Source organism: Streptomyces sp. NPDC045968 (genome assembly GCF_056430475.1).
Genome location: NZ_JBWKLF010000001.1, coordinates 1,219,122 through 1,234,483, shown reverse-complemented (window position 1 = coordinate 1,234,483; position 15,362 = coordinate 1,219,122). Strand labels below are relative to the sequence as shown.

The window sequence follows — 15,362 nt, the reverse complement described above, 5'->3', positions numbered from 1 at the left end:
ACCATGACCACCGATGTACGCGCAGACCTGTACCCGTCGCGCGGCGCCGCCGAGATGACCACTCCCCGCCAGGACCCGGTCATCTGGTCCGCGCCCGGCGCACCCGGGCCGGTCACCGTGAAGGACCTCCAGGGGTTCGAGCGGGACGGATTCCTCACCGTCGACCAGCTGCTCACGCCGGAGGAGGTGGCCGTCCACCACGCCGAACTGGAGCGGCTGATCGCCGATCCGGCGGTGCGGGCCGACGAACGGTCCATCATCGAGCCGCAGTCGCAGAAGGTACGTTCTGTCTTCGAGGTCCACCGGCTCAGCGAGGTCTTCGCCCGGCTGGTCAGCGACGAGCGGGTGGTGGGCAGGGCCCGCCAGATCCTCGGCTCGGACGTGTACGTCCACCAGTCGCGGATCAACGTCAAGCCGGGCTTCGGGGCTTCGGGCTTCTACTGGCACTCGGACTTCGAGACCTGGCACGCGGAGGACGGTCTGCCGAACATGCGGACGGTGTCCGTCTCGATCGCGCTGACCGAGAACCACGACACCAACGGCGGGCTGATGATCATGCCCGGTTCGCACAAGTCGTTCCTGGGCTGTGCGGGCGAGACACCGCGGGACAACTACAAGAAGTCCCTCCAGATGCAGGACGCGGGCACCCCGTCCGACGAGGCGCTGACGAAGATGGCCGAGCGGCACGGCATCAAGCTCTTCACGGGCGCGGCCGGTTCGGCGACCTGGTTCGACTGCAACTGCATGCACGGCTCGGGGGACAACATCACCCCGTATCCGCGCAGCAACGTCTTCATCGTCTTCAACAGCGTGGAGAACGCCGCTCAGGAGCCCTTCGCGGCTCCGATCCGCCGCCCGGAGTTCATCGGGGCGCGGGACTTCACTCCGGTGAAGTGACACACCGGGACGGTTCGGGCGGGGGCGGTCGCCCCCGCCTAAACCGACTGGACCGGGGGCGCCACGGAACGCGACAGTGGCGCCCATGACTTCTCACGTACGCCATATCACCATCGACTGCGCCGACGCCTACGAGCTGGCGGCCTTCTGGTCCGAGGTGCTGGGCGCCCCGCTGTCCGACGACGACGTGCCCGGTGATCCCGAGGCCCTCGTCGAGGCGCCCGGCGCGGCCCTGCTGTTCATCTCCGTGCCCGAGCCCAAGAGCACCAAGAACCGCCTCCACCTCGACATCCAGCCCGACGACCGGACGCGGGACGAGGAGGTGGAGCGGCTGCTGTCGCTCGGCGCCACGCTGGTCGGCGATCACCGCAAGCCGAACGGGCGCGGCTGGGCGACCCTGGCCGACCCGGAGGGCAACGAGTTCTGTGTGGAGTGCAGTGCCGCGGAACGCGCCCGGCTGTCCGGGACCCGGCTGCCGGTCACCGCGGACGACGTGACGTCGGCGGTGCGTCTCGCGGTCGCGGCGCTCAAGGAGTCCCCGGCGGACGACTGGCACATTCCGGCGGGGACTCTCACATGGACCTGCTGGGAGACGGTGGAGCATCTGAACGACGATCTCTTCGCGTACGCGGCCCAGCTCGGCCCCCGGACGCCGCCGTTGGACGACGAGGTCTCCTTCCACTGGGACAGGCGCCGCGAGGGCGGTCCCGCGAACGCCGTCTTCACCGACCCCGCCTCCGGAACCGCCGGACTGCTCCAGACGCTGGAGGCGTGCGGCGCGCTGCTGTCGGCGATGGTCCGCACGACCGCTCCGGAGGTCCGTTCGTACCACTCGTACGGGATCTCCGACGCGGAGGGATTCGCGGCCATGGGCATCGTGGAGACGCTGGTGCACACCCACGACGTCGCCGAGGGCCTCGGCATCACCTGGTCGCCGCCCGCCGCCCTGTGCGACCGGGTCCTGGCCCGCCTCTTCCCCGACGCCCCGGCCGACGAGGACCGGTGGACCGTCCTGCTCTGGTCCACCGGCCGCGCCGAGCTGCCGGGCCGTGAGCGCGTGACGTCGTGGCGGTGGCGGGGCGCGCCGCTCGGCTGATTCCTAGCGGTGGGAGAACCAGCTCGCCGCCGGGAGCAGCTTCCCGTCGTAGTCGAACACCGCCTGGTTCTCCCAGGCGTTGCCCGAGGACGGGTCCGCCGGGTCCCAGCCGCTTCCGGTGACGGCGGTCCAGGAGGGTTCCCAGTACACGGCGCCCAGACCCCGGCCGTTCGGCACGGCCTCGACGACGTTCATGACGTCCCGCAGGCTGGCGGCCTGGCCGGCCGGGGTCGCCGGGTAGCCGGTGACCAGCTGGTCGGCCGTGGCGACGTTGTTCTCCAGGCCGTCGTCGTCGGCGAGGGTGTGGGCGTAGGCCGTCTCGGCGATCAGGACGGGCTTCCCATACCGTGCGGCTGCGTCGTCCAGGTTGTTCTGGAGCCCGGCCAGGGAGCCGTGCCAGTACCCGTAGTACGAGAGCGCGATGACGTCGAACGGGACGCCGCGCGACACCGCGTTGTCGAACCACCAGCGGGTGCCCGCGTTGTCGCCGCCCTTGGCGAGGTGCAGGGCCACCTTCGTACCCGAGGAGACGGCCTTCGCGGCGTTGGCCCCGGAGGTGAGCAGGCCGGCCAGCTGGGACCAGTTGTCGGTGGAACCCTCGGGCCAGAGCATCCCGGCGTTGGTCTCGTTGCCGATCTGCACCATGTCGGCGGTGGTGCCCTGGGCCTTGAGGGCGTTCAGCACGTCGTACGTGTGGTTGTAGACGTCCGTCCGCAGCTGGGTGTAGCTGTGACCGGCCCAGGCGGCGGGCTTGGTCTGCTTGCCCGGGTCGGCCCAGGCGTCGGAGTAGTGGAAGTCGACGAGCACCTTCATGCCGAGCGCCTTGGCGCGCTTGGCCATGGCCAGGACGTGGGCCTTGTCGTTGTAGCCGTCGGCCGGATTCACCCACACCTTGAGGCGTACGTAGTTCATCCCGGAGTTCTTCAGGATGCCCATGGCGTCGCCGGTCGCACCGCTCGCGTTGCGGTAGGTCGCGCCGTGGGCCTCGTTCTTCGGGAGGGTGGAGAGGTCACCGCCCCTGACGGCGAGCCCGGTCGTCCCCCGGGTGAAGGTGATGTCGTCGAAGTTGGCCCACTCCCCCGCGTGGGCGTCGGAGTTGAGGCTGATGGTGCAGGCGCCGCCGGTCACCTTGACGGAGGTGACCAGGCGTATCCAGGCGCCGTCGGCGGTGGGCGGCAGGTCGGTGCGCTGCTCGGCGCTGCCGCAGTTGCGCAGGGCGATGTACGCCGAGTTCTGCCCGCCGCCGGAACGGACCCAGGCGCTCAGGGTGTACGTGCCGTCGGTGAGACCGGAGAGGTACTGGTAGGTCTCGACCTTGTAGGCGGAGGAGGACCAGTGGCTGAGCCGGGTGCCGCCGCTGTGGCCGCCCGCCTCGGTGAAGGAGGCGGCGCTCTGGCCGCCCGCCGAGTAGGTGGACCAGCCGGTGGCGCCGGACTCGAAGCCCGGGTTGGCCGGGGTGGTGGCCGCGTGGGCGGTCTGGGCGGGGAGCGCGGTGAACAGCAGCCCTCCGAGTGCTGCCGCTGCGGCGGCTCTGATCTTTCCGTGCGACGTTCCGTACATCGTCGATGTCCCTTCGACAGTTGTGCGGTGCGGGAGGTGTGCGGCGGTGCGGGGGTGGTGCGGTCGCCTCAGACGTCGAGCCGTACGACGCGGACCGCGCCCGCCGGAACGGCGAGGTGGTCCTTGGCGGGCTCTCCGGTGAGGAGTTCGGTGCCGGGGGCGTCCAGCGGCACTTCGGTGCCTTCCTCGGTGTGGTTGATCACGAAGAGGTACGTGCCGCCCTCGCCCGCGCGGCGTACGACCTCGACGTCGTGCGGCAGGCCGGTGCGGGGGGCGATTCCCGCGTCCTCGCAGGCCCGGTCCAGGACGGCGTCCAGGTGGGGGCCGGAGAGCCGGGTGGAGACGTACCAGGCGGTGCCCTCGCCCAGGCGGTGGCGGGTGACGGCGGGGCGGCCGGCGGGGATGCCGTCGGCGTACGACCAGACGGTCTCGGCGCCGCGTGGGATCACGACGTCCGACCAGAGGTCGCCGGTCAGGTCGGGGCCCTGGGGTGCGCCCTCGGGGGTGATCAGACGGACCGTTGCGCCCTCGCCGAGCGGGGAGAACTCCTCGATGTGGAGGCCCAGTACGTCCCGCAGGACGCCCGGGTACGGTCCGGGGTGCACGGCGTCGTCGGTGTCGACGATGCCCGAGAAGTACGAGACGACGAGCGTGCCGCCGCCCTCGACGTACCGGCGCAGATTGCGGCCGGTCTCCTCGGTGGCGAGGTAGAGCGCCGGGACGACGATCAGGGGGTAGGCGGAGAGGTCGGCCTCGGGGTGGGCGAAGTCGACGGTCAGGTGACGGTCGTAGAGCGAGGCGTAGAAGGCGTCGGCGCGTTCGCGGGCGTCGTGCTCGTCGCTGGGGCGCCACTCCAGGGACTGCGCCCACCAGGACTGCCAGTCCCACAGCATCGCGGCGTCCGCGACGGTCCGGGTCCCCCGGACGCCTTCCAGGAGGCCTAGGCCGGCACCGAGCGAGGTGACCTCGCGCCAGATCCGCGAGTCCGTGCCGGCGTGCGGGACCATCGCCGAGTGGAACTTCTCCGCACCGCGGCGGGACTGGCGCCACTGGAAGAACATGGCGCCGTCGGAGCCGCGGGCGACGTGCGCGAGGCTGTTGCGGGCCATTTCGCCGGGGCGCTTGGCGGGGTTGCGGGGCTGCCAGTTGACGCCGCTCGTGGAGTGTTCCAGCAGCAGCCAGGGGGCGCCGCCCGCCACCGAGCGGGTGAGGTCGGCTGCCATGGCGAGGTTCACATGGGTGCGGCGTCCGTCGGTGATCAGGTAGTGGTCGTTGCTGACGAGGTCGACCTCGCGGCCCCAGGCCCAGTAGTCGACGGAGTCGCACTGGCTGAGCGCGGTCATGAAGTTGGTGGTGACGGGCACGCCGGGAGCCAGCCGGTGGATGATGTCCCGCTCGGCGCAGAAGTTCTCGCGCATGGTGGCGTCGGCGAAGCGGGCGTAGTCCAGCTGCTGGGCCGGGTTGCCGACCGTCGGCGTGGTGCGGGGCGGGTCGATCTCGTCGAGGCTGCGGTAGCGCTGCCCCCAGAAGGCGGTGCCCCAGGCCTCGTTGACGGCCTCGGCCGAGCCGTGCCGTTCGGCGAGCCAGCGGCGGAAGTGGACGGCGCACTGGTCGCAGTAGCAGGCGCTGACCGGGACGCCGTACTCGTTGTGGACGTGCCACATGGCGAGGGCCGGATGGTCCGCGTACCGGCGGGCGAGCCGCTCGGTGATGTCCGCCGCCGCCGCCCGGTAGGCGGGCGAGCTGTGGCAGATCGCGCCGCGTGACCCGAAGGCGTACCGCACCCCGTCGCGACTGACGGGCAGCGCGTCGGGGTGGGCGCGGTAGAACCAGGCGGGCGGGACGACGGTGGGGGTGCCGAGGTCGGCGCGGATGCCGTTGGTGTGCAGCAGATCCAGGAGCCGGTCGAGCCAGCCGAAGTCGTGGACGCCCGGTTCGGGTTCCAGGAGGGCCCAGGAGAAGATCCCGACGCTGACCATCGTGATGCCGGCTTCCCGCATCAGCGCCACGTCCTCGTGCCAGACCTCCTCGGGCCACTGCTCGGGGTTGTAGTCACCGCCGAAGGCCAGCTTGGACAGGCCGAGCGGGGCGCTCGCGCCGACGGGGTGCGGCATGGGTGTCTCCTGGGCTCTTGGTACAACTTCTGGGAACGTGCACACACCCTCTCGGTGGCGCGGAGCCAACATAACCGCACAGCAACAACCATTGACAAGTGTCGGTTTCGTTTCTCTACTGTGAACGCTCACAGCGCATGTCGTCGCTGACTGCCCGTTTTCTCGTCAGGGGAGAAATCCATGAAGTACCGCATCGCCGCGGCGTCCACGGCCGCCGTGCTGGCCGCCACCGCTCTGCTCTCGGGCTGCGGCTCGTCGGACGGGGACAGCGGGACCCCGGACGCCTCGGGCCCGGTCGATCTCACCTACTGGGGATGGGCACCCGGTCTGGACAAGGTCGCGGACATCTGGAACGCGGGCGAGGGCAGGAAGGCCGGCATCACGGTCACGGTGAAGAAGCAGGCATCGGGCGACGACCTGGTCACCAAGATCATCACCGCGGCCAAGGCGCACAAGGCTCCCGACCTGGTCCAGGCCGAGTACCAGGCGCTCCCCACACTCGTCTCCAACGACGTGCTGGCCGACATCTCCAAGGAGGCCGGTGACGCCGAGGACGAGTTCGCCGAGGGGATCTGGCAGCAGGCGACGCTCGGCTCGGACGCCCTGTACGCGATACCGCAGGACTCGGGCCCGCTGATGTTCTACTACCGCAAGGACCTGTTCGAGCAGTACGGACTGACCGTGCCGACCACCTGGGACGAGTTCGCCGAGACGGCCCGCGCGCTGAAGAAGAAGGCGCCGGACAAGGACCTCACCACGTTCTCGTCCAACGACTCCGGCCTCTTCGCCGGCCTCGCCCAGCAGGCCGGTGCCCAGTGGTGGACCACCGGCGGCGACAAGTGGAAGGTCGCGATCGACGACCCGGCCACCCAGAAGGTCGCCGACTTCTGGGGCGGTCTGGTCAAGGAGGGCGCGATAGACAACCAGCCGATGTACACCCCGGCCTGGAACAAGGCACTCAACACCGGCAAGCAGGTCGCCTGGGTCAGCGCGGTCTGGGCGCCCGGCACCCTGACCACGGCGGCCCCCGACACCAAGGGCAAGTGGGCCATGGCCCCGCTCCCCCAGTGGAACGCCGGGGAGAACGCCACGGGCAGCTGGGGCGGCTCCTCGACCGCCGTCACCAACGACTCCAAGCACAAGGAAGCCGCGGCGGCCTTCGCGAAGTGGCTGAACACCGACACCACCGCCCTCACCGCCCTGGTGAAGGAGAGCGGCATCTACCCGGCCGCCACGGCCGCGCAGACCGGCGGCCCGCTCGCCCAGGCCCCCGCCTTCTTCCCCGACCAGCCGGACTTCTACGCCACGGCCGCCAAGATCGCCGAGGGCACCGCCCCGGCCGCCTGGGGCCCGAACGTGAACGTCGCGTACACCGCCTTCAAGGACAACTTCGCCCGGGCCGCCAAGAACAGGTCCGACTTCGGGGCCGCCGTGACCGCGATGCAGGACGCGACCGTCGCCGACCTCAAGAAGCAGGGCTTCGGAGTCTCCGAGTGACCCACGCACGCCGCAGGACGCCGTACGGGGTCAAGAGCGCCCCGTACGCGTTCCTGATCCCCGCCACCCTGCTCTTCCTGCTCTTCTTCGCCCTGCCCATCGGCTACGCGCTCCACCTCAGCTTCCGCAGGACCGAGGTCTCGGGCCTCGGCCTGGGCAAGGGCGCCCGTACCGAGGTCTGGGCGGGCCTGGCCAACTACACCGACGCGCTCACCGACTCCGAGCTGCTGTACGGGGCGCTGCGCATCCTCGGGTACGGCGTGATCGTCGTCCCCGTCATGCTCGGACTCGCCCTGCTGTTCGCGCTGCTCCTGGACACCGAACGGGTCCGGCTGCGCGGCTTCACCCGGCTGGCGATCTTCCTCCCGTACGCGATTCCGGGCGTCGTCGCCGCGCTGATGTGGGGCTTCCTGTACCTGCCGGACGTCAGCCCGATCTACTACCTGCTGGACAGGGCGGGGCTGCCGCAGCCCGATCTGCTCGACGGCGGACCGCTGTACCTCGCCCTGGCCAATATCGCGGTCTGGGGCGGCACCGGCTTCAACATGATCGTGATCTACACCTCGCTGCGGGCGATCCCGGCCGAGGTGTTCGAGGCGGCGCGGCTCGACGGCTGCTCGCAGCTCCAGATCGCGCTCCGGATCAAGATCCCGATGGTGGCGCCCTCGCTGGTGCTGACGTTCTTCTTCTCGATCATCGCCACGCTCCAGGTGTTCAGCGAACCGACGACCCTGAAGCCCCTGACCAACTCGCTCTCCACCACGTGGAGTCCGCTGATGAAGGTCTACCAGGACGCCTTCGTCAACAACGACATCTACGCGGCCGCGGCGCAGGCCGTCATCATCGCCGTCGCCACCCTGGCCCTTTCCTTCGGCTTCCTGCGCGCCGCCAACTCCCGTACGAAGCAGGGCGATTCCCGATGAGTGACCTGGCCACCCAGCACATCCGCAAGGCGGCGCCCGCCGCCGGAACCACCCCCGGCACCCCCCAGGGCCCGCCGGTCCGCCGCCGTCCCGCGCTCGTCCCCACGGCCGTACTGCTGCTCGGAGCCGCCTACTGCCTGCTGCCCGTCGCCTGGATTCTCGTCGCCTCGACGAAGTCCGGCAGCGAGCTGTTCTCCACGTTCACCTTTCTGCCGGGCACCGGTTTCTCCGACAACGTCGCCGACCTGTCGGCGTACCGGGACGGCGTGTACTGGCAGTGGATGGCCAACTCGGCCTTCTACGCCGGGGTCGGCGCCCTGCTGTCCACGGCGGTGTCCGCGATCACGGGCTACGCCCTGGCCGTGTACCGCTTCCGGGGGCGCGAGAGCGTCTTCAACATCCTGATGGCCGGGGTGCTGATGCCTCCGGTGATCCTCGCCGTGCCGCAGTACCTGCTGCTGGCGAAGGCCGACATGACCGACTCGTACCTGTCGGTCCTGCTGCCGGTGATCCTCTCCCCGTACGGCGTCTACCTGGCCCGCATCTACGCGAGCGCCGCGGTGCCGGCCGATGTGATCGAGGCGGGGCGCATGGACGGCGGCGGCGAATGGCGGATCTTCCGGACCATCGCGCTGCCGATGATGCTGCCGGGCCTGGTGACGGTGTTCCTGTTCCAGTTCGTCGCGGTCTGGAACAACTTCCTGCTGCCCTACATCATGCTCGGCGACGACGAGAAGTTCCCGGTGACACTGGGTCTCTTCACCCTGCTCCAGCAGGGGTCGAACACCCCGGCCCTGTATACGCTGGTGATCACGGGCGCGTTGCTGGCGATCATCCCGCTGATCGCTCTGTTCCTGGTCGTTCAGCGCTTCTGGAGCCTCGACCTGCTCTCCGGCGCCGTAAAGTCCTGACAGCTCCTCACCAGGGCTTCATTTGATGAAAGATCATGCACCATGAGCCGCTCAGAACAGCCCGGCCGGTCCGGGCACTCCGGTACGGGACGCCGCCGGCCGCCGACGATCCATGACGTGGCGCGTGAGGCCGGTCTCTCCCGCGGCACGGTCTCGCGGGTGCTCAACGGTGGTCACAACGTCAGCCCCGCCGCGCTGGAGGCGGTCAACGCCGCGATCCGCAGGACCGGGTACACCGTGAACCGGCACGCCCGCTCGCTGATCACCGGCCGGTCCGACTCGGTGGCGTTCCTGCTGACCGAGCCCCAGGAGCGGTTCTTCGAGGACCCGAACTTCAATGTGCTGCTGCGCGGCTGCACCACGGCGCTGGCCGCGCACGACATTCCGCTGCTCCTGATGATCGCGGGCACGGAGGCGGAACGCCGCAGGAACATGCGGTACATCGCCGGTCATGTGGACGGTGTCCTGCTGGTCTCCAGCCACTCAGGGGACCCGGTCTCCGCCCAGTTGCACGAGGCGGGGGTGCCGCTGGTGGCGTGCGGGAAGCCGCTCGGGCACAGCTCCAAGGTCAGCTATGTGGCGGCGGCCGACCGCGACGGCGCACGCGACATGGTGCGGTACCTGTACGAGTCGGGGCGCCGCCGCATCGGTACGGTGAGCGGCCCCCTGGACACCCCGGGCGGGGTGGAACGGCTCGCGGGCTACCGCGAGACGGTCGCCGACTGCGGGCTGCCCGCCGACGACGCGCTGATCGTCCCGGGCGACTACAGCCGGGCGGGCGGCCAGGCCGCCGCCGAGCTGCTCCTGGAGCGGGCCCCCGACGTGGACGCGGTGTTCGTGGCGTCCGACCTGATGGCCCAGGGGGTGCTCGCCGCGCTGGAGAAGGCGGGGCGGCGGGTGCCGGAGGATGTCGCCGTTGGTGGCTTCGACGACTCCCCGGCGGCACTCGCCTCCCGGCCGGCGCTGACGACGATCCGGCAGCCGTGGGACCGGATCAGCGCCGAGATGGTACGGGTCCTGCTGGCCCAGATCGGCGGGGAGGACCCGGCGGCGGTGATACTCCCCACGGAACTGGTGCGACGGGATTCGGCGTAGTGATCGCGGGCCGCCGCTACACGGCGTCCAGCGCCGGATAGTCGACGTACCCCTTGGCGTCCCCGCCGAAGAAGGTGGTGGCGTCCGGGGTGTTGAAGGGGCCGCCGGCCTTCAGCCGGGCCGGCAGGTCCGGGTTGGCGAGGAACAGCGCGCCGTAGGAGATGATGTCCGCGATGCCGTCGTCGATCACCGTGTGGTCCCCGGGGCCGGTGGGCCCTTCGGTCAGGGCGTTGAGGACGAAGGTGCCGGTGAACTGCTTGCGCAGCGCGAGCGTCAGTTCGCGGATGTCCACGCCCTCCAGCACGTGCAGATAGGCGAGACCGAGCGGCTCGATCTCACGGACCAGCGCGGTGTAGACGGCGTCCGGCGCGGGTTCGTCGATGTCGTTGTACGGGTTGGAGGGCGAGATGCGCAGCGCGGTCCGCTCCGGGCCGATCTCGGCGGCGACGGCCTTGACCGCCTCGACGGCGAAGCGGATGCGGGCCTCCTCCGAACCGCCCCAGGCGTCCTGGCGCCGGTTGGTGTTGGGCGCGAGGAACTGGTGGATCAGGTAGCCGTTGGCCCCGTGCAGCTCGACGCCGTCGAAGCCGGCCTCGACCGCGTTGCGCGCGGCGGTGGCGAAGTCCGCGATCGTGGCGCGGATCTCGGCGTCGGTCAGCTCGTGGGGCTCCACGAAGTCCTTCGGGCCCTCGTGGGTGTAGACCTGGCCGGCGGCGGCGACCGGGGAGGGGCCCACCGGGACCAGCCCGTCCGGCAGCAGCACCGGGTGGCCGATCCGGCCCGCGTGCATGATCTGGGCGAAGATCCGGCCGCCGGCCGCGTGCACGGAGTCGGTGACCGCGCGCCAGGAGGCGACCTGCTCGGCGCTGTGCAGACCGGGGGTGGAGGGGTAGCCCTGACCCACGGGCGAGGGCTGGATGCCCTCGGTGATGATGAGCCCGGCCGAGGCGCGCTGCGTGTAGTACTCGGTGGTGAGAGCGGTGGCCGTGCCGCCCTCGCCGGCCCGGCTGCGGGTCATCGGGGCCATGGCGATCCGGTTGGCGAGCTGCGTACCGGCGAGGTCGATGGGGTCGAACACGGTGGTCATGAAAGCTCCCAGGGATATATGGCCGACCAATAGTCGGTCGGCCAAGTAATGGCGATGCCGTCACTGTAGCGCAATGCTTGGCCGACCAAGGTAAAGTTTCCGGTAAGTGGCCCGGAACGACACGGTCCGGCCGGGCACCACCCCGAGCACCACCGAGCACCACCCCCGAGGAGCCCCGATGAAGGCCGATTCCGCAGCCGCCGCAGACCCCGCCTGTACCGAGGGCCTGCTGCCCGAGGCAGCCCGCGGCGGCCCGGTCAGCCATGCCCTCTCCCGGGTCGCACGGCTCCACCGGATCGCGGCGGGCAAGCTGCTCAAGGGGCTCGGCCTCTACCCCGGCCAGGAGCACCTGATGATGCACCTCTGGGACTCCGGGGCGGTACGCCAGTCGGACCTGATCAGGGCCATGGACCTCGACCCGTCGACGGTCACGAAGATGCTCCAGCGCCTGGAACAGACGGGGCACGTGCGCCGCCGCCCCGACCCGGACGACCGCCGGGCCGTCCTGGTCGAGGCCACGGACGACAGCTGCACCCTGCTCACGGACGTGACGACCGCGTGGGCGAGCCTTGAGGAGCACACGCTCGTGGGCCTGGACCCCGCCGAGCGCTCGGAGCTGGCCCGGCTGCTGGGCAAGGTCGAGGAGAACCTCTGCCAGGAGACCGCCAACTGCCCCGAGAGGACCTAGGGTCTCTCCCCCGAATCGGGGCCCCGTCGTCCTCAGCCGCCCAGGACATCCAGCGCCCGGTCCACATCCGCTGCCGAGTTGTAGAGGTGGAAGGCCGCCCGCAGGTTTCCGGCCCGGTCGGAGGCCATGACCCCGGCCCGCGCCAGCTCCGGCTCCCGGTCGCCGAGTCCGGGCACGGCGACGATCGCCGACGCGCCCGGGACCGCCTCGTGCCCCAGCCCCGCCAGGCCCGACCGGAACCGGTCGGCGAGCCCGGTGACGTGGGCGTGGATGGTGTCGACGCCGACCTCCCCCAGCAGGGCGAGGGAGCGCTCCGCCCCGTAGTACGAGAGGAACGAGGGCGGTGCGTCGAAGCGCCGGGCGTCGGGCGCGAGCCGGGTGACCGGCCCGTACGTGCTGTTGGAGGGGTCCTCCGCGGCGGCCATCCCGGCGAAGAGGGGCGGCAGGGTCCACTGGGCCTCCTCGGTGACGGTGAGGAACGACGTACCCCGCGGGCAGAGCAGGAACTTGAACGCGCCGGTGACGGTGTAGTCGTAGGCCCCGGCGTCCAGCGGAAGCCAGCCCGCGGACTGGGAGGCGTCGAGCAGCGTACGGGCGCCGTGGGCGGCGGCCGCCGCCCGCACCGCGTCCAGATCGGCGATCCTGCCGTCGGCGGACTGCACCGAGGAGAAGGCGACGAGCGCGGTGCCGGGCCGTACCGCGTCGGCCAGCCCCTCCAGCGGGACATGGCGCACGTCGAGATCACCACGGAGCGCGAACGGGGTGACGACCGAGCTGAACTCCCCCTCGGGGACCAGGATCTCGGCCCCTGCGGGCAGCGAGGCCGCGATCAGCCCGACATGTACGGCGACCGAGCCGCCGACGGCCACCCGGTCCGGGCCGACACCGGCCAGCCGCGCGAAACCGGCCCTTGCCGCGTCCACGACGTCGAAGTCACCCGAACCGGCCCTGCGGCCCGAGGCGTTGTCCTCGGCGAGCGCCCTCACCGCCTCGACGGTGCGGCGGGGCAGCAGCCCGCAGGTGGACGTGTTGAGATACGTGGTCTCCGGCGCGAACTCGGCGTGCGCGGCGCGTGTGAGCGAAGAGATCTCCATGCGCCCACCCTGGAGCCCCCTCAACTCATAGTCAATTGACCAAAGTCAAGGGGTGCCCCTAAGCAACGCTTATCAGCGCAGGCCAGACCGTGATCAGCCGGTGCCGCCGGGCTGCGGAACCTCGCACGCGCCCTCGGGGCCGCAGGCCGCCGCGTCGCCGCCGACCGTGGTGAGCGCGGTGACGGGGCGGTCCTTCCACGCCTGCTCCAGCGCCTGGAGGAACACCTCGGACGGCTGGCCGCCGGAGATCCCGTACCGCCGGTCGAGCACGAAGAACGGCACCCCGTTGGCACCCAGTTCGGACGCCTCGCGCTCATCGGCCCGGACCTCGTCCGCGTACGCGCCGGGGTCGGCGAGCACCGCACGGACCTCGTCCGCGCCGAGCCCCGCCTCGACGGCGAGCTCCACGAGCACGTACGCGTCGAAGACCGAGCGCTCCTCGGCGAAGTTCGCCCGGTAGGCGAGGGTCAGCAGCTCGTCCTGACGGCCGCGCGCCTTGGCGAGGTGCAGCAGCCGGTGGATGTCGAAGGTGTTTCCGTGGTCGCGCCCCTCGGTGCGGTAGCCCAGCCCCTCGGCCCGCGCGTTCGCCGCGACGTTGGCCTCCATGGCCTGCGCCTGTTCACGGGTGCGCCCGTACTTCTGGGCCAGCATGTCGATCACCTGCGCGGTGTCGCCCTTGGCCCGTCCCGGGTCGAGCTCGAAGGAACGGTGCACCACCTCGACCTCGTCGCGGTGCGCGAACCCGGCCAGGCCCTTCTCGAAGCGGGCCTTCCCGATGTAGCACCACGGGCAGGCGATGTCGCTCCAGATCTCGACGCGCATGACTCTTCTTCTCTCCAGGATCTCGGCACCACGGACGTGCGGCACGGAGGTACCCTCCGCTACCCCCGTTCAACGTTCAACGGCTCCGGCTGATTCCCCACGTCGAGGAAGAACAGCAGATGGCTGCCCGCGCGCGGCCTCTCCGGATCGGGGGTCCAGCCGTGGCGGGCGTAGAAGGACTGGGCACGGGCGTTGTGCACGAAGACCTCCAGCCGGGCGGTCCGCACTCCGGCCCGTCGCCAGGCGTCGGTGCAGGCGGTATGGAGGGCGGTGCCCACTCCCGTACGCCACTGGGAGGGCGCGACGTGGAGCTGGGACAGATACATGGAACCGTCGCGCTCCGCGTAGGCCGCGATGCCCGCCAGGGCCCCCGCGCGCTCGGCGCAGAGCACGGTGGCGTCGGTACGGGCGATGGCCCGCGCCCAGCCGTCCCGGCTGCGGCCGACCTCGGCCGCCCCCTCGTACTCCTCGACCGGAAGGTGGTCGCGGTAGTAGGTGGCGCGGGCCTCGGTGTGGAGCCGGACGACGGCGTCGAGGTCGTCCGGTGTGGCGGTTCTGATCATGGTGGAAGGGACGCTCCGCGTCAGCTCGCGGTTGCCCCGGCGGGCAGCCTGCTGAACGAGGCCCGGTAGGCGCTCGGGGTGAGGCCGAGGCGGCGCTGGATGTGCTGGCGCAGGGAGTCGGCGGTGCCCAGGCCGCTGGCGCGGGCGACCTGGTCCATGGGAAGCGTGGTGGTCTCCAGGAGCTCGCGGGCCCGTTCGGTGCGCTGGTGGAGGAGCCACTGGAGCGGGCTGAGTCCGGTCTCGGCATGGAAGCGGCGGGAGAGGGTGCGCACGGAGACGCCCGCGTGGCGCGCGAGGTCGGTGAGGGTGAGCGGTTCGTCGAGGTGCTGCATCACCCAGGCACGGGTGCAGGTGAAGGAGACGCCCCGTTCGGCCGGCAGCGGGGTGTCGGTGAACTGGGTCTGCCCGCCGGGGCGCACGGGCGCGACGAGGGCGAGCCGGGCCACGGTGTTGGCGACGGCGGCGCCGTAGTCGGCGCGGATGATGTGCAGGCACATGTCGATACCCGCCGCGTACCCGGACGAGGTGAGGACCGGGCCGTCCTGGACGAACAGGACGTCCTTCTGGAGCTCGACGCCGGGGAAGCGTTCGCCCAGCTCGCCGGTGTACGTCCAGTACGTGGTGGCCGCCCGGCCTTCGAGCAGGCCGGCTTCGGCCAGGGTGAAGGCGCCGGTGCAGATGGAGGCGACGCGCTTGCCCTCGTCGGCCGCCCCGCGCAGGGCCGTGAGGATGAGCGGGTCGGGTTCCTCCCGGGAACCTGCCCCCGCGACGACCACGGTGTCGGCGGTCGCGACGGCTTCCAGACCCAGGGGGACCTGCACATCGAGGCCGCCGGTGGTGCGGACGGGGCCCGGGTCCGTCGTGCAGACGACGGTCTCGTATCCCGGGGCGCCGTCCACCTCGACCTTGCTGAACAGCATCTCGGGGATGGCGATGTTGAACATCGACACGGGCGGCGTCGCGATCACAGCCACGCGATGCGCACGGAACATGGCCAGAACCTCCGGAGCTATGG

Annotated in this window: 14 protein-coding genes; 7 read left to right on the top strand and 7 right to left on the bottom strand. The window is 71.0% G+C overall.

The window, feature by feature from the left end; genetic code table 11:
• The first annotated feature begins 3 nt into the window (after window positions 1-3).
• Both thpD and AC07FA_RS05385 read left to right on the top strand, forming a co-directional pair.
• Window positions 4-897 carry an ectoine hydroxylase gene (gene thpD / locus AC07FA_RS05390; RefSeq protein ID WP_479073334.1) on the top strand — a complete coding sequence of 298 codons (894 nt, stop codon included), beginning with the start codon at window positions 4-6 and terminating at the stop codon, window positions 895-897.
• An 85-nt stretch (window positions 898-982) separates the two neighbouring features.
• Window positions 983-1,993, top strand: coding sequence for a VOC family protein (locus AC07FA_RS05385; RefSeq protein ID WP_479073333.1), 1,011 nt, complete (start codon window positions 983-985; stop codon window positions 1,991-1,993).
• 3 nt (window positions 1,994-1,996) lie between these two features.
• Here the strand turns inward: AC07FA_RS05385 and AC07FA_RS05380 are convergent, their stop codons facing one another.
• Window positions 1,997-3,553, bottom strand: a complete 1,557-nt coding sequence (locus AC07FA_RS05380) for a glycoside hydrolase family 53 protein (protein ID WP_479073332.1) — start codon at window positions 3,551-3,553, stop codon at window positions 1,997-1,999.
• A gap of 68 nt (window positions 3,554-3,621) precedes the next feature.
• A complete protein-coding gene (locus AC07FA_RS05375) occupies window positions 3,622-5,667 on the bottom strand; it encodes a beta-galactosidase (RefSeq protein ID WP_479073331.1) in 2,046 nt (681 codons plus the stop codon).
• 180 nt (window positions 5,668-5,847) lie between these two features.
• Between AC07FA_RS05375 and AC07FA_RS05370 the strand changes: the two genes are divergently transcribed.
• From AC07FA_RS05370 to AC07FA_RS05355, 4 genes are read left to right on the top strand one after another with little or no spacing between them, the layout of a single operon-like run.
• Window positions 5,848-7,164, top strand: coding sequence for an extracellular solute-binding protein (locus AC07FA_RS05370; protein ID WP_479073330.1), 1,317 nt, complete (start codon window positions 5,848-5,850; stop codon window positions 7,162-7,164).
• A complete protein-coding gene (locus tag AC07FA_RS05365; RefSeq protein WP_479073329.1) occupies window positions 7,161-8,087 on the top strand; it encodes a carbohydrate ABC transporter permease in 927 nt (308 codons plus the stop codon). The genes AC07FA_RS05370 and AC07FA_RS05365 overlap by 4 nt, the downstream gene beginning before the upstream one ends.
• Window positions 8,084-8,998, top strand: coding sequence for a carbohydrate ABC transporter permease (locus AC07FA_RS05360; RefSeq protein WP_479073328.1), 915 nt, complete (start codon window positions 8,084-8,086; stop codon window positions 8,996-8,998). Before AC07FA_RS05365 ends, AC07FA_RS05360 begins: the two co-directional genes overlap by 4 nt.
• 42 nt (window positions 8,999-9,040) lie before the next feature.
• The gene (locus AC07FA_RS05355) at window positions 9,041-10,093 is read left to right on the top strand and encodes a LacI family DNA-binding transcriptional regulator (protein ID WP_479073327.1); all 1,053 of its coding nucleotides are present in this window, start codon (window positions 9,041-9,043) and stop codon (window positions 10,091-10,093) included.
• Between the two features lie 16 nt (window positions 10,094-10,109).
• Here the strand turns inward: AC07FA_RS05355 and AC07FA_RS05350 are convergent, their stop codons facing one another.
• Window positions 10,110-11,180: an alkene reductase gene (locus AC07FA_RS05350; RefSeq protein WP_479073326.1), complete on the bottom strand. Its 1,071-nt coding sequence runs from the start codon at window positions 11,178-11,180 to the stop codon at window positions 10,110-10,112.
• 178 nt (window positions 11,181-11,358) lie between these two features.
• Between AC07FA_RS05350 and AC07FA_RS05345 the strand changes: the two genes are divergently transcribed.
• Window positions 11,359-11,868, top strand: coding sequence for a MarR family winged helix-turn-helix transcriptional regulator (locus tag AC07FA_RS05345; RefSeq protein WP_479073325.1), 510 nt, complete (start codon window positions 11,359-11,361; stop codon window positions 11,866-11,868).
• A gap of 32 nt (window positions 11,869-11,900) precedes the next feature.
• Here AC07FA_RS05345 and AC07FA_RS05340 read toward each other — a convergent pair whose 3' ends face one another.
• From AC07FA_RS05340 to AC07FA_RS05325, 4 genes are all read right to left on the bottom strand, one after another.
• Complete coding sequence (locus AC07FA_RS05340) at window positions 11,901-12,962, bottom strand: aminotransferase class V-fold PLP-dependent enzyme (RefSeq protein WP_479073324.1); 1,062 nt, start codon at window positions 12,960-12,962, stop codon at window positions 11,901-11,903.
• A gap of 93 nt (window positions 12,963-13,055) precedes the next feature.
• Window positions 13,056-13,784, bottom strand: a complete 729-nt coding sequence (locus AC07FA_RS05335; RefSeq protein ID WP_479073323.1) for a DsbA family oxidoreductase — start codon at window positions 13,782-13,784, stop codon at window positions 13,056-13,058.
• A gap of 59 nt (window positions 13,785-13,843) precedes the next feature.
• Window positions 13,844-14,347: an N-acetyltransferase family protein gene (locus AC07FA_RS05330; protein ID WP_479073322.1), complete on the bottom strand. Its 504-nt coding sequence runs from the start codon at window positions 14,345-14,347 to the stop codon at window positions 13,844-13,846.
• Between the two features lie 20 nt (window positions 14,348-14,367).
• Entirely contained in the window at window positions 14,368-15,339 is a 972-nt protein-coding gene (locus AC07FA_RS05325; RefSeq protein ID WP_479073321.1) for a GlxA family transcriptional regulator, read from the bottom strand.
• Between the last annotated feature and the right edge of the window lie 23 nt (window positions 15,340-15,362).